This window comes from Sphingopyxis sp. (assembly GCF_050725655.1).
GTDB lineage: Bacteria > Pseudomonadota > Alphaproteobacteria > Sphingomonadales > Sphingomonadaceae > Sphingopyxis.
The window spans coordinates 97,800-114,379 of record NZ_JBOHHT010000089.1; the positions used below are offsets into that span (position 1 = coordinate 97,800).

Here is a 16,580-nt window from a genome sequence, read left to right on the forward strand (position 1 = left end):
TTGAAAGGAGGCATCCATGTTGCGTATCATCGATCACCAGAACCGCGCGAGCGAACATCGCGCCCTTCGCTCGATGTTCGAGGCGCGAAAGCGCGTCTTCATCGATCTTCTTAAGTGGGATATTCCGGCACTCGCGGGCCGGTTCGAACTCGATCATTTCGACGATGTCGATGCCACCTATCTCATCGTGACCGATGCCGATGGCGAACATCTTGCCTCGGCGCGACTGCTTCTCACCACGCGGCCGGCGCTTCTCGACAGCCTGTTTCCCGAGCTCGTCGACGGACCGGCGCCGCAGGGAGCGGACGTTCTGGAAATCACTCGCTTCTGTCTTTCGCCGGGGATTGGCGCGCGGCATCGGAGGGTCGCGCGTGATTCACTTCTGGTGGGTCTCGCTGAATTCGCGCTCGCCAATGGAATCCGGATTTATACCGGCGTCGCCGAACTTGCCTGGTTTCGGCAGGTCGAGCGCTTCGGATGGGACTGCCAGCCGCTCGGCCCGCCGCGGCTGCACGGTGGCGAGGCGCTGGTGGCGCTTCGCATCGACGTCGACGGTTCGACCATCTCGCGGCTCGCGGCGATGGGCATCATCAGCAAGGCGGTCGCGGTCTCCGCGACGCGCGCAGCGTGAGGAGGCCGGGATGTTGGTTCATCCGGACCTGGCAGGACGGCCCGCCCACCATTCAACCGCGGGACGTGAGCTGCTCCAGCAGGGCTATACCATCCTGCGCGGCGCGGCACCCGCTTCGCTGCTCTGCCGTCTGGCGCAAGACCTCGAACCGCGGTTCGCCGCGACGCCCTTTTGCGAGGGCGGCTTTTACGGCGAGCGCACAAAGCGCTTCGGCCGCTTGCTCATCCGCTCGCCGCTTATGGGAGAGCTCGTGATGCACAGGGAGATCCTCGATCTCGCCGAACTCGCGCTCGGCAATTGGTGCGAGCGAATCCAGCTCAACCTCGCCCAGGCAATCGAGCTCCATCCTGGCGCGCTGGCGCAGTTTCCGCACCGCGATCAGGATATGTGGCAGGGAGCGCTCGGCGACGTCGAATATCTCATGAATGTGATGTGGCCGCTCACACCCTTCACCGAGGATAATGGTGCGACAATCATCTGGCCTCGGAGCCATGGCGTAGAGGCATTGATCGAAGAGCCGAAAGAAGCTCCGGTCGTTACGGAAGCCGAACCCGGCGATGCGATCATATTTTTGGGGTCGACCTTGCATGGCGCGGGCGGCAATCGCACTGTGGATGTAAGGCGGGGGATCATCATCAGCTATTGTCTTGGCTGGCTCAAGCCATATGAAAATCAGTGGCTCGCCTATCCTCCCGCCCTAGCGAAAGATTTCCCGCCAGATCTCGCTGCACTCGCCGGCTATGCTCAGCACCGGCCCAATCTCGGTAATTTCGAAGGACAATGCCCCTCTGTTCTGTTCGGCGGATATCCGGCCGAACCTTTGGCCGCGATCGATGCCCTTCGTCCCGATCAGGACGCATTACTTGCAAACTATGTGGCGGCCCAACGAGAGGGTGGCGAGGATCTTGCGGCATGAACGCGGGCTCGACCATGGAGCGGGTCTATCTCGATCTCAAGGCGCGGATCGTCGGCGGCGCCTATCCGCCTGGCACGCGGCTTGATCCGTTTCATTTGGCGAAACGCCTCGCGGCGAGCCCGACGCCGGTGCGTGAAGCGCTGCACCGGCTGTCGGGCGAGCGCATCGTCGATAGCTGGCACCAGGAAGGGTTTCGGCAACCCATTTTCGCCGAATCCGATCTCTGCGACCTCTATCAGTGGGCAGGCGCACTCATCGGGCTTGCGCTTCGGGCACCCGCGCTGGGATCAGCGGTGCCAGCGTCGCTTCTGGTTTCGATGGAGGTCGAAGATTATCCGGCGCGAGTCGCGCGTCTGTTCCGGGCGATCGCCCTCCTCTGCGACAATCGGGAGATCCGCTACGCGATCGTCAATTTCGTGGAGCGGAGCGAGTTTTTCCGCGCGGCCGAGGCCCGCACCGATCCCGCTGCCGACGAGCATCTTTCCGCAATGGAAGCAGCCTTTCGGAGCGAGCGCTGGACCGAACTTCGCAGCAAAAGCGCGGGTTTTTACCGCCGCAGGATAGCGCACGCAGGGCGGGTAGTCGCCGCGCTCCGGCCGCGGTCGCAAACAATTGGATGATATTTTCGAGATCGAGAAAGTACATAAATTCTATTTTCTTCAAGGGCGTAACTTCGACGGTGCCGCAATTCCGCGGCAATCTGAAAGGAAACGATCATGGATCGTGAACTGAATGATCTGGTCGAGCTCGGCAGCGTCAGCGTCGACACGGCCGGCGAGGTCCCCTTCGGTATCGAAGCCGGGGGCAAGATCCTCGAGACCGGTCTCCGCCAGGACTGACCGGCCGTTCGGGGGTCGGCTCTGCCGGCCCCCGGCACTCCCCGACCCATGATTTCAGGAAAGGACATGAATATGGAACGCGACCAAGACACTCTTGTCGAGCTTGGCACCGTCACCGAAGATACCGCAGGCGAAGGTGGCCCCGCCTTCGAACCGGGCGGCCGCATGCCGCACCCCGGCCTCGCGCAGGATTGAGAAGTCAGTCGGGCGTCGTTCCCAAGAGTGATGCCCGACGGCTCTTCCCGCTCATGCTTGGATGGCAATTGGCACCCGGTGTCGGTTACTGCGAAGTCGCCGGAAACTTCGTGTTTCTCGACCTCGTGCGCGACAAATATCTTTCGCTAGTCGGCGCAGATCGCGCGGCTTTCGAGCGACTTCGCGCGGGCGAGGCGAACGATAGCGAAACCATGGGCAGGCTCGTCGGAACCGGATTGCTGGCGAGAGCCAACGGCCAAACCCGTCTCCCTCCAACGGTCACCGATATTCCCGGCTGCGACCTGTCGGTCGTGCGTGACACACCCTTCAGCCCTGCCATGGCCCTTGCCGCCGCCATCGCTTTGCGAAAGGCGCGGTCAGGCATGCGTCCAGGACGGATCGCTGACACGATCGAGCGTCACCGCCGGAGAAAGTCACGCATCGGTGTTCCCGGGTCCGAGGCGTCCGTCCGCCGGATTGCTACGCGTTTTGCCGCCGCCCGCTGGATCAATCCGACGCCGCCGCGATGTCTCGTCGACGCCCTCGCACTCGATCATCTCCTTCTGTCTTCGGGGCTTTCGGCAAGTCTCGTGTTCGGAGTGCGGCTGTCACCTTTCGCCGCCCACTGCTGGCTACAAACCCCCGAAACGGTCCTTACCGGCACGGCGGCGGAGGCGCGCAACTTCACGCCCATCCTGGTGATCGCATGAGCCTCGGCATACTCGCATTTTTTGGCCCCGCCGAGCGGGCTGGCGCGATCGCCGCCGCCGCTGAGCGCTCAGGGCTGGCGCCAGTCATTGTCGAACCTGATCGTCTTCTCTTCGTCGATGAGCGCTGTCCTGTGGCGCGATTGGCGGACGAAGCACTTGTCGTCGGTGACGTTTTCTCCCGCTCGGGCGCTACGGTTGCAATGCCCGCCGATGGCTGGGGAAATTATATCGCCTTCTCGCGCCAAGGATCGCGTCACAGTGTCGTGCGCGCGCCGCTCACCGGCGCGCCATTCTATTGGGCACATCGCGAAGAGGGAATATTGTGCGGGTCGGCCCCAGACCTGCTCGTCCCTCTTCTCGGACGACCTGCGATCGATTGGGAATTCATCGCGCAAGGCCTGGTCCACATCAACCTTCGCACCGAGCGCACGGGAATCTCGGGCCTCTACGAACTCCTCGCCGGCACGCGTCTCGATATCAATGGATCTGTCACCATGGTCACGCCGACCTGGTTGCCATGGGAGCATGTCATGCGGGAGAATTCGTTGCCCGTGGCCGAGCTGGCGCCTGAACTCGAACGAAGGATTCTCGGGAGCGTTCGGCATTGGAGCGCTTCGCGGCCCTCGATCCTCCTGGAACTCTCAGGGGGGCTCGATTCCTCGATTGTCGCGGCGGCTCTCAGTGCAGCGGGTGCGAACTTTTCCGCAATCACCTTCGTGACGCCCGGGGCGGATGGCGACGAACGTCTCTATGCGCGCCGCGTCGCCGCGCATTGCGGCGTCTCGCTCCTCGAAATGGCGCACGACGAACGCGGGATCGACCTTGTTGCGTTGCCTAAGACGCTCCAGGCGCGCCCGGGCGCGTATAGCGCGCTCGGCGGCATCGACCGAGCCTTCGCTGCCGCGGTGCAAGACACCGATGTGGCAATCTTCGGTGGAATTGGAGGCGACAATATCTTCGAGTTCGACGGCACCGTCGCGCCGATCGTCGATGCGTTCGAGACATTCGGCATAGGTGCGCGAGCATTTGCCGTGCTCCGCGACATATCTCGCGCAAGCGGCGCCACGATCTGGGAAGCCTCGCGTCTCACTTGGCGGGCAAAGCGAAAGGGACCGCGCGCTTCCTGGCGCCGCGACGCGGAGTACCTCGATCCGGCGGCTTTACCCGATCGGCCGCTCGCTCATCCCTGGGACGACAGGGCGAAGTCGGTATCGCAGGCCAAGCGCAACCATGTTGAATCCCTCCGCCGCATTATCGATTTTCTTGACCGGCCGGGCCGCTGGCAAGGGCGCGACGTCGTCACGCCCCTCCTGTCGCAGCCGGTCGTGGAGTTTTGCCTGTCTGTCCCAAGCTGGACCTGGTTCACCGGCGGGCGCGACCGCGCGGTTGCACGCGCCGCGTTCGCCCACCGGTTGCCGGCGGACATCGTCTGGCGTCGCGGCAAGGGGCGCCTCGAATCCCTGTGCGCGACGGCCTATCTGGCGCAGCGCAGCAGGCTTCGCGATTTGTTGCTCGAAGGGAGGCTTGCAGCCAACGGCCTACTCGACCTGCCGCGGATCGAGGCCTATCTCGCCCGCGATCTCGTCGAGGGCGATTTCGACTATTTCCGCCTCATCGAAATCGGCGACATCGAAACTTGGGTTCGTGCCGCCGAGGCCGCGTTCGGACCCAGCACAGACCAGCGCTGATATTGACCGGTCTTGGCCGGGTCTGGGTCGATCTCGCCTTTCAACCAATATCGAAACCAGTCGAGATTGCGCCGATAGGCCGCGAGCTTCTGCCGCGGCTCGACCTTGAGGTGCGGCGCAAAGGGGAAGATGTGCATTTCGCCGAGACGGGCGAGTGCCAGTTTGCTCTGCAGTTCGATCGACAGCCGCGCCTCTTGTTCGGGAAGCTGCATGAGGACCGGCGCGCGGATATCGTCGACATTGAGCGCTGGCGATATCTTCTTCCAGCCCTGCGGATCCTCGTCGGGACGACCGACACCCCATCCCTTGCGAACATTGGCGGCGAACGTTTCGCGACCCGGACGCGCGTTGAACCAGTAATAGGCGGGTTCCATCTGCACCGAGGCGATGGAAACGGCCTTCACCAGGTCGCTCCGCATGGCCGTCCACATCGCAACTTCACTTCCGAAGCTGAGCCCGCCGATGCCGATGCGCTTCCTGTCGATGAGCCCCTGATCGTCCAGCTTGGCAACGATGGCTTCGATCGCTTTCATTCCGAGCTGATAGCGTTCGGGACCTGCGGCCTTGCTGGGAACGGCGTTGATACAGAGCGCAGCGATCCCGTGACTGGCGAGCGCGCGGAGCGGCCATTCGTCGCCGACCCCGCCCCGCAAAAAGCCCCCGCACTGATAATAGGTGACGAAGAGCGGCAGCCGTCCGGGGATCTTCGGGCGGATCAATACGCCCGACGCACGGCTGCCGCTCACCTGCCAAACGATCGTTTCCGCAAGGAGCCCGTCGCTGTCAGGATTGGGGTTGGGGGAAGCGATGATCGCCTTCGTGCCATCGGCATCGACACGGACAAGGCGGGGCGGCTGTGCCGGCGACGCTTCGACGCAAAACACAGAGCTCCTTGCTGCGGCGCAGGGTTGAAAATGATAGCGCCCGCCCGAGAGTTGCCCTTCCGACGTGGCAAGCGGAGTGAGCTGCTTGTCGGTCGCGGACCACCGATGAAGGGTTTGGCGGTAATCGGCGTTGTGGGTAGCGACGATACTTCCATCTCCGAATTTCGGTATCCACCATGACAGCCGAGGCTGATCGGCCGGGCAGCCGGTTTTGGTCTGGCAGATGCCCTCGGTAATGAGCGCCGTGCGCAGCGAAACCGGCAGATCGTCAAGCTTTAGCAAGGCGGGGTGCGGTGGTGGCGCGATCAAGGCTTTTTCGTCGGCAGTTGCGGCGCGGACCGGCCCTCCCGCCAGACGCGCGGTCACGCGCCGGGGCTCATCCGCCAATAATGGCGCCCGGTCGAACCAGTCGCCCGAGAAGCGCTGCGTCGCCGGGCGTCCGTTGATCGATGCCCCACGGTAGAGCGGTTGCGCGAGGTCGGTACTCCCGTCGACGAGGATGCCCGATTCACGTTCAGCATCCTCGGCGCGGGCGAGCGTGTCGCGAGCCGGCCCTTCGCTGGTGATCAGCGAGCCATCGGCAGCGAATGCGAAGGCTTCGATGTCGCCCTCGCCGGCCGCGAGCGGATGGAAACCCGACCCCGCCACGTCGCTGGACCATAGTGCGATCTGGCCGTCGACCAGTGCGCGGACAACCAGTGTGCGACTATCGGGAGCCCATTTGGCCTCGCCTGCAAGGACGACGCCGGCATCGTCCCACATCGCCGTTCCGGTCCGCCCAAGGGCTCGCTGTGGAGACAGGCCATCTGAGGCGACGATGTACCAGTCGACATCGATCCGGTTCGTCAGCGTCGACGGGCGCTCGATCCGGTAGACGACCCATTCGCCGTCGGGGGACGCAGTGACACCGGAAATGTCGGCCGTCTCGGCAATGTCGCGCGCCGTCGTCTGCGCTGCCGCGGGTGACGAGGCGAGCAGGGCGAGCAGGAGCGCGACGCGACTTACCACCGGATCGTCGCCTGCACCGAGATCATCCGGCCGATCGGGCTGGCTTTCTCCGGATCATAGCCTTGCGCCGACGTCTGGCTGCGAATGGTCGCATAGGGCGGATCCTTGTCGAGGAGATTGAGGATGCTGAGACCGAGTTGCACCCCACGTCCGTCCGGGTTTGCCGCCGCGTCGCCGACGCGCTGGTTGACCGTCAGATCGACCGTCGTCCAGGCGGAAATGCGCTCGGCCGGCACCGGAACCTGATTGAGGTAGGAGTCGGTGTAGTTGATGAAGGCATTTGCCGAAAAGCCTCCTTTCGACCAGCCCGCGCGGCCCCTCAGCCGCCACTTCACCGGGCTTGCGTAGAGGCCGACAAAATCCGTGCTGGCAGCGCCCGGCGTCAGCTGCCGGATGATCGAAAATATATGCGTCCCGCCGATCCCAAGATCGAGCGTTCCACCGGCAAACTGCGGCGAATAGCCGACATCGAAATCGATCCCGCGCTGCCGCTCGGCCGAAAGATTGCGGGTCTGCCCGTCGAGAATGATCTTGATGTCGGTCGGTGCAAGTCCAAGCGGATTGCTCAGTGTCGGCTGGTCGAAGTAGAACTGCACGAGGTCGGGCGCGGGATTATCGACGATGACCCCGCCAAAGACGTCGCGGTTCGAGAGGAAACGCAGATAATCTTCGGTGACCGTTCCGATCCGGTCCCGATAGTCGACGTCATAATAGGTAAGCGAAGCCCTCAGCCCGGGAATCGACGGTGGGGCGATGTCGACGCCTGCGGTCCAGGTCGTCGCCTTTTCGGGCTGGATGTTCGGCGCATAGCCGAACAGCGCGAGGACGTTTGACGTGCCGGTCGGGGAAGCCGGGTCCGGCACGCGTTCGACCGAATAGAGCGAAAGCGCGGGTCCGATCAGCTCGTCGAACAGCGGAGCCCGGAACGACGTGCCGAAGGAGCCCCGTAGGGCGATGCCGGAGACAGGTTCCCAGCGCGCGCTGAACTTGGGATTTTTCGTCCGGCCGAACTGATTATACTCTTCGATGCGACCGGCGGCCGATACTTCCAGCCGGTGGATTCCAGGCATCGCATTGCCTTCGCCGACGAGGGGAAGGTTCAGTTCGGCGTAGATCGATTTGACGTGCCGTGGGCCGGGAAAGCCGGGATAGGGCGCATTGTTCGGCGTCGCCGCGCTGATGTCGTTCTTGACGAAATAATCATAGGCCTCGCGCCGATACTCGGCGCCGAGGGCGAGCCGCATATCGCCGCCGGGAAGCCGGAGGAGCGGGCCGTCGGCGCGAAGTGCGGCCGACCAGGTCGAGTAATCGTCGATTGTTCCATAGGTGCCGCGGATGCGCGCGAGCGTGGCGGGATTGTTGGCACTCCCGTTGCCGAAGACGTTGAGGGCCGTCGCGGGATTGGCGTCAGCCAGCGCCGCGGCAAGCCGGGCGCTGTTGACGAGATTGTGATATTTGGCCTTGCCCTTCTGGCGACCATATGCGCCGCTGAGATCGATGCGCCAGGGCCCGAGGCGCTGCTCGAGACCGCCCGATAGCGTCACGGCTCGCACGCGCCCGGTTCTCGTGTCGGGGCCCAGATCGGCCACAAAGCTGTAGGTTACCGAGATAGGCTGATTTGTACCGATCGGATCGACATAGAATGGGTTGGTGACCGGCACGCGCGACACGCGCAGGAAATCACCTTTGGCGATCCGGCGAAATCGGCGCTCGGCCGCGAGCACATTAGCCCGTAGCGTGAGGCCATCGCTGATCTCGAATTCGCCGCCAGCATAAAGGCTGTGCACGCGTTGACGGGGAAGGATATCGCTTTCCGCGCGTGCGTCGCGGCGGTTCTGCACACCTGGCAACAGCTGCGCAGCGGTCAGCGCGGTGCCGTCCTGACCCGATGGGATGCCGAAGATTTGTCCGTTCGCCGCACGGATCGTTCCCGGCACGCTCGTCGTCGAGCGAAAATCGGGCCCGCCGAAGGGGCGAAGGTCCTCGCGCGCGAAGTCCCGCGCTGCGCCCGCGAGCGCGCCGCGGTCTGAATATTGATAAGCGAGCACCAAATGACCGCCGCTCCACCGCTTCCCGAGCAGCTGGCTGAATTGAACCTCGGTCATGTCGCCATCGGCCGTGCCCGCGCGCAGCATCGTTTCGGCGCCCTCGAAGCGATTGCGGAGCCGGATATTAACCACGCCGGCCACGGCATCCGCCCCATAGATAGCCGAAGCGCCATCGGTCAGAACCTCGATCCGTTCGACCGCGCCCATCGGGATCAATGAAATGTCGGCGAACAAACCCCCGACGCCCCCGAGTGCGGGGCGCGCACCGTCGATAAGCACAAGGGTGGAGGACGTTCCCAGACCGCGCAGGTTGATGCTCGAACCGAGTGTCGCGTCATTGCCCGTGCCGTTCCGCGTCGTCGACCCGGTCGTGGCCTCGTTCGATCCGCCTCCGAACGCCTGCGGGAGTGACTGGAGCAATTGCTGGACAGAGCCATAACCGCTCTTCTCGATCGCTTCGCGATCGATCGTGACGACAGGCGACCCGGTCGGGCCCGCGCCCCGGATCCGTGAACCTGTGACAATGATGGCGGCATCGTCGACGCCGTCAGTCGAGCTGGTGCTGGCGACAGCGCCGTTTCCCAGGCGAAGCACGAGCGTGCCGTCGACAAGCTCGGGAACCAGGCCCGATCCCGCAAGCAAACGCGAAAGGGCTCGGTCGGAAGACATTCTGCCCCGCACGGGCGACGATTGCCGTCCATCAACCAGGTCCGTCGCGAAGAGGATCTGACGTCCCGAGACTTCCGAATATGCGCGCAGCGCGTCGCCAAGCGGCTGCGCCGCTATGTCATAGGGGCGTTGGTCGGTCTGCGCATAGGCAGTGGTCGGACAAATTGCGCCGACAGCGCAGCCCGCTGCTAGAAACGCGGCCAGAAAACGATACTTCATTTTTCCCTCCCAGCGGCCTGCATGGCCGTCTGAGGGGGCAAGACGTATCGGGTGGGAAAACTCCTAGTTGGCTAATTTGGGCATCAGGACATAGCCGCCCGCCTGCTCTTTCATATCGAGATCAAGTGCGGCAGCGAGCTGGCGTGCTAGCGATCGCGCATCCGAAACATCGAAGCGTCCGCTGACCAGACGCCCGGCAATAGTCGTATCGGCGATTTCAATCTTGGTGCTTCCGGCACGATTGGCGCGGTCGACGACCGCACTGAGCGGCAGGCCGTCGGCGACAAGAAGGTTCGTCGCGGCGCTTTGGTCGACGGGATTGCGCATGGTGATGGTCTCGCCCGCCGGCTCCGTCTCGATGAGCATCGGTGCGTCATTGTCGATCGATGCGCGCTGGCCGGGGCGGAGGCGGAGCGGGGCCAAAGGCTTGGCGATGGCACGCACCTCGACGGAGCCCTCGACAAGATGGACGACCGGCCGCCGCCCTGTCAGATCGACCTCGAAGATCGTGCCGAGAGCCGTAGTTTCGCTTCCTCCGGCTTCCACCCGGAAGGGGCGGGCACCGTCATGGGCGACAACGAACCGCGCGCGACCGCCGCTCAGAAACACACGGCGCTCCCCGGGCGAATATTTCGTTTCGATGCGCGCACCTTCCATCAGAGCGACGCGGGTGCCGTCCTCGAGACGTAGCTCGCCGCTTTCATTTCCCGCGACGATCGGCTCGGAGCCGCGATTGCCGAGGAGTACCCAGCCGAAGGCGAGCGAGACGGCAAGAAGGAGCGCCGCAGCGAGCGCCCAGCGCCTGTCGGGCGCGGCCGGCGCGGGGGCTGCGGCCGCCTTCCGATGCGCAGCAAGATACTCGGGCGCGACGCCAGTTGTCAGCAACCAGTTTTCTTCGGCCAAGGCATAGGCTTCGGCATTTTCAGGGTCGGCCCGCCACGCCTCGAACTCGGCCTCGTCTGCAGCCGAATGGGGCGCGCGCAGAAGCGCGAACCAATAGTCCGCCTCGGTCTCGCGGTCGCTCACTTAGTGCCGGCCCGCGCCTTGCGGATTGCGATCATCGCCTGCGCGATATGCCATTCGACGCCCTTCACGCTGATTCCTTTCGCTTGCGCGATGTCCTCATAGCTCATGCCATCGAACCGATGCATCACGAAGATGGAACCAGTCTGGGGCTTTAATTTTTCGATGGCCTCACCGATCCGCCGCATCGTGTCGCGGGCTTCAAGCGCCGCATGGGGGTCAGGGCCGGCGATATCTTCATCCTCGAAGCTATGGTGCTGCGACGTCTGGCGCGCTTTGTCGGCGCGCGCGCGGTCGGTGAGCAGGTTGCGCGCTGTGCTGACGAGATAGGAGCCGGGCTTCTCGATCAACGCCAGCTTCTGGCCTTTCGCCATCGCGAGACGGCGAAAACATTCCTGGACGAGATCGCCGAGATCCTGTTTCGGCGCGCGGCGCCGCAGATAACGCATCAGCGCAGGTTGATGCGCATTGTAGATCGCTTCCATGCTGGCCGACCGGCCAAAGCCGGTCCAGTCGGACGGCGGCATGGGGTCGCCACTGCTTAAGGCTTGCGCGCGTTCCTGTTCGTCGTCGAATTCCATGTCCATCGCCTACCGGTCGGATCGGAAGGCGAGTGTGCCGGGAGGTAAGAACATACTCGGAAAAATATGTGCCGCCGCCTTTAGCCCGAAGGCCTGGACATGCGCGACGGCCACCCGGCAACGGATGGAATATCATAAAGGACCGAGCGAGCCTCTTACAACTCGGCACCGCGCGCCTTCTGGCCCGATGCCCCGATAGCATAGCTTGCCGTAGCGGCGGGGCAAGCCTGCGAAGAACAGATTGATCCAGATCGATTCTATTCTTGCCGCACCCGCCATCGATCAGCGGCCGCGATAAGGCTCGCAGGCAATGCCGTCCCCGTCGCCGTCCATCTCGGGCCGATATCCCGGTTGGCCCCGGCGGAGCGGCGCGGCGCCGGCCGCCCAGGCTTCTTTGCAATTGCGATAATAGACCCCGGAAGGCGAAGCGGTCGGCGCGCTGCGGGGCATCGACGCGCGTGGCGGCTCCGGGGTACGAAGCTTCGGCCGCGGATGCGCGGCGCGATAATCGGCGGGCATCTGGAAACTGCCAGCCCATACCCCAAGACCAGCATCGCGGGCGCGGGCCTCGCTCGCGACATAGCGATCGCTGAACCGGGGAAGTGCGACCGCGAGACCCGCGCTCACCATCGCCTCGCCCAGATCGATCGACCCGACCCGGCAACGCGCGACGATCCGGCCATAATCGTCGACATCCTGCTGCTCGCATTCGACCGATCCCCGGCCGACAAGGTCGGCGAGCTTACCCGCGGCTTCCTTGCCGCATGGCCAGGATGTTCCGGCGCGCTCGCAGCTTTGCAGGAGCTCGGGCGCGTCGATCCCGTGCAGGCGAACCGAAATCCCGCTGAGGTCGAGCGAATCTCCGTCGGCAGCGCGGGCCCTGCCGCTGACATCCTGCGCCAGTGCAGGAACGGAGATGGCAAACATGGCGACGACGAGGATGAGTTTCATGACTGCAGCTTTAGCCAGATCCGGTGAGCAAATCCTTGCCGCAAACATCCACTCTGCAGAACACCCCGTTGCCAGCCGGTGCAGGTCCCGCGGTGACTGGCGCGCCCGGGCGCGCAACGGCGCCGCCCCGCCTTTTTCCCCGGCCGCCGCGCGGCCTCCTCGCGGGCGCTTCGCGCGCAAAAAGCCGGGGCGTCGCCGTCCTTCGCTGGCGCTTCGGCCCTGCGGGTGCGCGGCCAGTCTCACCGCCAGTCTCTTGCGGCGGGTGCCCCGGGGATGGCTCCGGGCGTTGCAGGAGCAAGCATCATGGCCGCAATCGGTCTTGTCAGTGGAACGATGGAGAAAGGCTTTGTCGGCCAGCTCACCACCATCTCGATCCGCGTTCCCATCGAAATCCGCCCCAATCCGGGCAAGAATGGCGAAGTGCAGCCCGATTATCGCGTCTGGTCGGGCGGCGTCGAATGCGGCGCGGGCTGGCTTCGGCGCAGCGAAGCCTCGGGCAATCTCTATGTCTCGCTCACGCTCGAAGCCCCCGAGTTCGGGCCGCGGCGCATCTATGCGAACCTCGGCCGCGCCGCCGGGCAGGATAATCCGGACGTCTATGCCTTGCTATGGAATCCGGCGGATTGACCACCGTGGCGGCATCCCGTGCGTCTGGTTCAATCTCGACGTGCAAGGCTGCCGCCACCTTGTTAGGGTAAATGCGATGCGCAGCAATCTCGACCATCTCCCCCCGCACAAGCAGCGCGAACTCGAGCGGATCGTCCAGATCGTCTTTGAGGAATTCGAGGATGTGCTCGCGCTCGCGACGCAGGACTGGAAGCGCAAGGGGCGGATCGAGAAGATCATTCTTTACGGCAGCTATGCGCGCGGCGGCTGGGTCGACGAGCCGCACACGGCAAAGGGCTATCAGTCCGACTTCGACCTGCTGATTATCGTCAACGACCAGCGGCTCACCGATCGCGCCGAATATTGGTCGAAGCTCGATGACCGGTTAAGCCGCGAACTTGGCGTGACGAAGACTCTCCGGACGCCTGTGAATTTCATCGTCCATAGTCTCGACGAGGTGAACGGGAGTCTGTCGCAGGGGCGCTATTTCTTCATGGATATCGCGCGCGACGGGATCGCGATCTACCAGTCGAGCGATACCGAGCTTCACGAGCCGAAGCCGATGACGCCGCATGCGGCGCTCGAGATGGCGCGCGAATATTATGAGGAGTTGTATCCAAGCTCCGAAAGTTTCGTGCGGGGGTTTCGCCACGCTGTAGACGATGGCGATCTCAAAAAAGCCGCGTTCGATTTGCATCAGGCTACCGAACGATTCTACAACTGCATTCTTCTAGTGTGCACTTTCTATAGCCCCCACGTTCACAACCTTCGTTCATTGCGTATCCAAGCCGAACGCATCGATCCGCGGCTGATCGAGGCATGGCCCCGCGAGGCAAAGGCCGATCGCTCTCGTTTCGAGAAGCTGAAAGAGGCTTACATCAAGGCGCGCTACTCGAAACATTATCGGATCTCGGAAGAAGAACTCGAATGGCTCGGCGCGCGTGTCGCCGAGCTGGCGTCGGTAGTCGAAATCGTCTGTTCCGAACGCATTGCGCAGCTTGAGGAAACCGCACGGGCCGCCGGTTAGGCGGGGGGATGCGGGTCCGTGATTTTCTTTTGCTCGTTGCCGTGTGCCTGATCTGGGCGTTCAACAACGTCCTCAGCAAGATCATTGTTACCGACTGGGCGATCCCGCCGCTGTTCTATGCGTCGCTCCGGTTTGCGGTCGTCGCGCTCGTCATGCTTCCTTGGCTTCTGCCGATGCCGCGACCGGCGTGGCGCATTGCGTTGATCGCTCTCTTTCTTGGCGGCGGTAGCTTTTCGCTTCTCTTCGTCGGGCTTCAGACGACATCACCTTCGGCCGCGGCGATCATATTGCAGCTCGGCGTTCCGTTTACGATGCTGCTTTCCGTGCTGGTATTGGGGGAGCGCATCCACTGGCGCCGCGGCCTTGGGATCGCGTTGACTCTCGCTGGCGTCCTGATCGTGACATGGCGGCCGGACGGATTGTCGCTTTCGACCGGGCTATGGTTCGTCGCCGCAAGCGCCTTTGCCGGCACCGCGGGCGCCGTGCTGATGAAGCAGGTCGACGGCGTCACGCCCTTCCGTTTCCAGGCATGGGTCGGGCTGATATCGTCGGTCGTTCTCACGCTCTCTTCCGCGGCAGTCGAGAACGGCCAATGGGCGTCGGCAATGGCGACGGGTTGGCCCCTTCTTGCCGCCGTATTGTTCACCGCGCTCGTCGTGTCGGTGGGGGCGCATTCGGTCTATTATCACCTGATCGATCGCTATGAGGCCAACCTGCTCGCGCCACTGACCTTGATGACCCCCCTAGGCACGATCGCCCTCGGCGTGCTGATCACCCACGACCATTTCGATTTGCGCATGGGGATTGGGGGAGGGTTCGCCATGCTCGGCGTGCTCATCGTTGCGCTCCGGCGGAAGCCTGCAACCGAACTCCTCGTCGAGCGGGAAGTGCGATAGCGAGGGCCCGCCGCTTCCGCCGCCGAGGCGGGCGATAACCGGGTCGCATGCTCGCAGCCAAGGCAACATTCGCCTGCGGCCGCGCATTGGTTGGATAGCAATAAGGAGCTGCCAACATGACCAATACCTCCCCCCTCTCGTCACGCCGCATTCTCATCATGGCGACCGATGGATTTGAGCAATCCGAACTCGAAGTGCCGCTCGAACGTCTCAGAGAGGCCGGTGCCGACGTCGACATCGCCTCGATCGAAATGGCCGAAATCACCGGCTGGAACAAAGACGATTGGGGCGACGACGTCGAGGTCGACCTCAAGATCGCCGACGCGAACGTTGACGATTACGACGCCCTCGTGCTGCCCGGCGGGCAGATCAATCCCGACCTGCTTCGCGTAGAGAAGGATGCGATCGCGCTCATTCAGGCCTTCGCCGCCGCCGGAAAACCAGTCGCCGCCATCTGTCACGCGCCATGGCTGCTGATCGAAGCGGGCCTTGCGAAGGGCAAGCGCATGACGAGCTATAAGTCGATCCGCACCGATGTTGCGAACGCCGGAGCGAACGTTGTGGACGAAGCTGTCGTCATCGACGGCAATATCATCACTAGCCGGTGCCCGGATGATTTGCCGGCATTCTGCGATGCGATCGTCGAAGCGCTTGCTGAAAACAGAGCCTTGGCTGGCTAGTTTCGGAGTGTTCTCTTCGCCTGCGCCGCCGAAGCTAGCGGCCGCGCAGGCAAATTTATCCGATAAGGTCCGGAGCGCGTTTTAAGGGGCCGGCCTTTCCAGCTCAATTGGACACGCCCCTCGAGAAGAAGAGAGTCGATGGCCGCATGGACGATCGGCATCGCCGAGCGCCAGTCGTCGTCGGTCGAGACCGCGCGCGCAACCTCGCTCGGGCAGATCGATGCTTCAGGCGATCGATCTGCGAGCATGGCCAAGATCGCATCCCGCGCGGAGGCTCCCATCATCTTCGCCGTCTGCTTCGACCGGTTGTCATGGGATCGGGTTTAGCCGGTGGCTGCCAGCCCTCAGGTGGTGTCATCTGCTGTTGGCTCGTTCCAAGACCCATCGATCCGGGCTGCTGTCGTTTCAGTCCGGACAAATCCGCCTGTTCGGCCGCTGCGGCAGTCGCGCCTCCGCGTAGCAGGCTGATCTTGTCACGGCACCGCTTTGCTTCTTCGAAATCCAGGGCTTCGGCCGCGGCTTCCATTTTCATCTGCAGAGTACGAAGTGTTTCCGACATCCTGTCTAAACGCGCGGGAAGTTTTTTGGTAACACCACGCCGGAGAATGGCTCAAACGCGTGTCGTTTCTTGTTCTGCTAGTTGCCTATCGTCTCTTGCCTACCGCTCGCGTCGGACGATTAAATAGTTGCGCGCGAAACAACGTGTTGCGCTACAGCATCAGTCCGGATTCTTTCGTTCGAAGCGTGGTCGATTTCTGCGGTGGGGTGCCTACCTTGCTGTATGGGCCGCGAGCGACCCGATGGAGGTGCTCCTTCATCACAAACCTGGCGGCCTTTCGGGCCGCCTTTTTTGCGTCGGCTCTGCGCCTGATCTCTGGCATTCAGCCGCGACGGTTCGCGTCCCGAAAGCGGACGCTCATGAGATGTATTGGAATCCGACGAAGCTAGGAGAGCCCGGTCTATCAGATTCAGATACCAGATCGGTGCGTGTTTAAAATTCCCAAGCGGG

19 protein-coding genes are annotated in these 16,580 nt (G+C 63.3%); 12 read left to right on the plus strand and 7 right to left on the minus strand.

Annotated elements, in window-relative coordinates; genetic code table 11:
• Window positions 1-16: 16 nt before the first annotated feature.
• The 7 genes from ACREBX_RS13145 to ACREBX_RS13175 all read left to right on the plus strand — a co-directional run bounded on the left by ACREBX_RS13145 (window position 17) and on the right by ACREBX_RS13175 (window position 4,979).
• Window positions 17-631 (plus strand): acyl-homoserine-lactone synthase, encoded by a 615-nt coding sequence (locus ACREBX_RS13145; protein ID WP_431562189.1) that lies wholly within the window; start codon window positions 17-19, stop codon window positions 629-631.
• A 10-nt stretch (window positions 632-641) separates the two neighbouring features.
• Complete coding sequence (locus tag ACREBX_RS13150; RefSeq protein WP_431562190.1) at window positions 642-1,547, plus strand: phytanoyl-CoA dioxygenase family protein; 906 nt, start codon at window positions 642-644, stop codon at window positions 1,545-1,547.
• Entirely contained in the window at window positions 1,544-2,167 is a 624-nt protein-coding gene (locus ACREBX_RS13155) for a GntR family transcriptional regulator (RefSeq protein WP_431562191.1), read from the plus strand. Before ACREBX_RS13150 ends, ACREBX_RS13155 begins: the two co-directional genes overlap by 4 nt.
• A 96-nt stretch (window positions 2,168-2,263) precedes the next feature.
• Window positions 2,264-2,386 (plus strand): hypothetical protein, encoded by a 123-nt coding sequence (locus ACREBX_RS13160; RefSeq protein ID WP_431562192.1) that lies wholly within the window; start codon window positions 2,264-2,266, stop codon window positions 2,384-2,386.
• Window positions 2,387-2,458: 72 nt separating this feature from the next.
• The gene (locus ACREBX_RS13165) at window positions 2,459-2,581 is read left to right on the plus strand and encodes a hypothetical protein (RefSeq protein WP_431562193.1); all 123 of its coding nucleotides are present in this window, start codon (window positions 2,459-2,461) and stop codon (window positions 2,579-2,581) included.
• Between the two features lie 68 nt (window positions 2,582-2,649).
• On the plus strand, window positions 2,650-3,291 hold the full coding sequence (locus ACREBX_RS13170; RefSeq protein ID WP_431562194.1) for a lasso peptide biosynthesis B2 protein: 642 nt from the start codon (window positions 2,650-2,652) through the stop codon (window positions 3,289-3,291).
• A 263-nt stretch (window positions 3,292-3,554) separates the two neighbouring features.
• A complete protein-coding gene (locus tag ACREBX_RS13175) occupies window positions 3,555-4,979 on the plus strand; it encodes an asparagine synthase-related protein (protein ID WP_431562195.1) in 1,425 nt (474 codons plus the stop codon).
• Here the strand turns inward: ACREBX_RS13175 and ACREBX_RS13180 are convergent.
• From ACREBX_RS13180 to ACREBX_RS13200, 5 genes are all read right to left on the minus strand, one after another.
• The gene (locus tag ACREBX_RS13180; protein WP_431562196.1) at window positions 4,892-6,871 is read right to left on the minus strand and encodes an Atxe2 family lasso peptide isopeptidase; all 1,980 of its coding nucleotides are present in this window, start codon (window positions 6,869-6,871) and stop codon (window positions 4,892-4,894) included. The two genes, ACREBX_RS13175 and ACREBX_RS13180, sit on opposite strands and share 88 nt — an antisense overlap.
• Window positions 6,865-9,807: a TonB-dependent receptor domain-containing protein gene (locus ACREBX_RS13185; RefSeq protein ID WP_431562197.1), complete on the minus strand. Its 2,943-nt coding sequence runs from the start codon at window positions 9,805-9,807 to the stop codon at window positions 6,865-6,867. The genes ACREBX_RS13180 and ACREBX_RS13185 overlap by 7 nt, the downstream gene beginning before the upstream one ends.
• Window positions 9,808-9,870: 63 nt before the next feature.
• Window positions 9,871-10,833 carry a FecR family protein gene (locus tag ACREBX_RS13190; RefSeq protein ID WP_431562198.1) on the minus strand — a complete coding sequence of 321 codons (963 nt, stop codon included), beginning with the start codon at window positions 10,831-10,833 and terminating at the stop codon, window positions 9,871-9,873.
• Window positions 10,830-11,411, minus strand: coding sequence for an RNA polymerase sigma factor (locus ACREBX_RS13195; protein WP_431562199.1), 582 nt, complete (start codon window positions 11,409-11,411; stop codon window positions 10,830-10,832). The genes ACREBX_RS13190 and ACREBX_RS13195 overlap by 4 nt, the downstream gene beginning before the upstream one ends.
• Window positions 11,412-11,693: 282 nt before the next feature.
• On the minus strand, window positions 11,694-12,362 hold the full coding sequence (locus tag ACREBX_RS13200) for a thermonuclease family protein (protein ID WP_431562200.1): 669 nt from the start codon (window positions 12,360-12,362) through the stop codon (window positions 11,694-11,696).
• Window positions 12,363-12,665: 303 nt separating this feature from the next.
• Here ACREBX_RS13200 and ACREBX_RS13205 point away from each other — a divergent pair, with 303 nt between their 5' ends.
• From ACREBX_RS13205 to ACREBX_RS13220, 4 genes are all read left to right on the plus strand, one after another.
• On the plus strand, window positions 12,666-12,989 hold the full coding sequence (locus tag ACREBX_RS13205) for a DUF736 domain-containing protein (RefSeq protein WP_431562201.1): 324 nt from the start codon (window positions 12,666-12,668) through the stop codon (window positions 12,987-12,989).
• Between the two features lie 76 nt (window positions 12,990-13,065).
• Entirely contained in the window at window positions 13,066-13,995 is a 930-nt protein-coding gene (locus ACREBX_RS13210) for a HEPN domain-containing protein (RefSeq protein ID WP_431562202.1), read from the plus strand.
• An 8-nt stretch (window positions 13,996-14,003) separates the two neighbouring features.
• Complete coding sequence (locus ACREBX_RS13215; RefSeq protein WP_431562203.1) at window positions 14,004-14,891, plus strand: DMT family transporter; 888 nt, start codon at window positions 14,004-14,006, stop codon at window positions 14,889-14,891.
• 116 nt (window positions 14,892-15,007) lie between these two features.
• Window positions 15,008-15,571 (plus strand): type 1 glutamine amidotransferase domain-containing protein, encoded by a 564-nt coding sequence (locus ACREBX_RS13220; RefSeq protein ID WP_431562204.1) that lies wholly within the window; start codon window positions 15,008-15,010, stop codon window positions 15,569-15,571.
• On the opposite strand, the gene ACREBX_RS13225 is transcribed toward ACREBX_RS13220, so the two are convergent.
• Entirely contained in the window at window positions 15,568-15,789 is a 222-nt protein-coding gene (locus ACREBX_RS13225; protein WP_431562279.1) for a DUF3253 domain-containing protein, read from the minus strand. The genes ACREBX_RS13220 and ACREBX_RS13225 overlap by 4 nt on opposite strands.
• Here ACREBX_RS13225 and ACREBX_RS13230 point away from each other — a divergent pair.
• Complete coding sequence (locus ACREBX_RS13230; RefSeq protein ID WP_431562283.1) at window positions 15,710-15,898, plus strand: hypothetical protein; 189 nt, start codon at window positions 15,710-15,712, stop codon at window positions 15,896-15,898. The genes ACREBX_RS13225 and ACREBX_RS13230 overlap by 80 nt on opposite strands.
• Here ACREBX_RS13230 and ACREBX_RS13235 read toward each other — a convergent pair.
• Window positions 15,852-16,130: a UvrB/UvrC motif-containing protein gene (locus ACREBX_RS13235; RefSeq protein ID WP_431562205.1), complete on the minus strand. Its 279-nt coding sequence runs from the start codon at window positions 16,128-16,130 to the stop codon at window positions 15,852-15,854. The two genes, ACREBX_RS13230 and ACREBX_RS13235, sit on opposite strands and share 47 nt — an antisense overlap.
• Window positions 16,131-16,580: the final 450 nt, after the last annotated feature.

Excerpts from the sequence above, each read along its gene's own strand:
- ACREBX_RS13145 (WP_431562189.1), top strand. The coding sequence starts at position 17 with ATGTTGCGTATCATCGATCACCAGAACCGCGCGAGCGAACATCGCGCC.
- ACREBX_RS13210 (WP_431562202.1), top strand. The coding sequence starts at position 13,066 with ATGCGCAGCAATCTCGACCATCTCCCCCCGCACAAGCAGCGCGAACTC.
- ACREBX_RS13215 (WP_431562203.1), top strand. The coding sequence starts at position 14,004 with ATGCGGGTCCGTGATTTTCTTTTGCTCGTTGCCGTGTGCCTGATCTGG.
- ACREBX_RS13155 (WP_431562191.1), top strand. The coding sequence starts at position 1,544 with ATGAACGCGGGCTCGACCATGGAGCGGGTCTATCTCGATCTCAAGGCG.
- ACREBX_RS13165 (WP_431562193.1), top strand. The coding sequence starts at position 2,459 with ATGGAACGCGACCAAGACACTCTTGTCGAGCTTGGCACCGTCACCGAA.
- ACREBX_RS13220 (WP_431562204.1), top strand. The coding sequence starts at position 15,008 with ATGACCAATACCTCCCCCCTCTCGTCACGCCGCATTCTCATCATGGCG.
- ACREBX_RS13150 (WP_431562190.1), top strand. The coding sequence starts at position 642 with ATGTTGGTTCATCCGGACCTGGCAGGACGGCCCGCCCACCATTCAACC.
- ACREBX_RS13185 (WP_431562197.1), bottom strand. The coding sequence starts at position 9,807 with ATGAAGTATCGTTTTCTGGCCGCGTTTCTAGCAGCGGGCTGCGCTGTC.
- ACREBX_RS13160 (WP_431562192.1), top strand. The coding sequence starts at position 2,264 with ATGGATCGTGAACTGAATGATCTGGTCGAGCTCGGCAGCGTCAGCGTC.
- ACREBX_RS13200 (WP_431562200.1), bottom strand. The coding sequence starts at position 12,362 with ATGAAACTCATCCTCGTCGTCGCCATGTTTGCCATCTCCGTTCCTGCA.
- ACREBX_RS13230 (WP_431562283.1), top strand. The coding sequence starts at position 15,710 with ATGGCCGCATGGACGATCGGCATCGCCGAGCGCCAGTCGTCGTCGGTC.
- ACREBX_RS13205 (WP_431562201.1), top strand. The coding sequence starts at position 12,666 with ATGGCCGCAATCGGTCTTGTCAGTGGAACGATGGAGAAAGGCTTTGTC.
- ACREBX_RS13195 (WP_431562199.1), bottom strand. The coding sequence starts at position 11,411 with ATGGAATTCGACGACGAACAGGAACGCGCGCAAGCCTTAAGCAGTGGC.
- ACREBX_RS13235 (WP_431562205.1), bottom strand. The coding sequence starts at position 16,130 with ATGTCGGAAACACTTCGTACTCTGCAGATGAAAATGGAAGCCGCGGCC.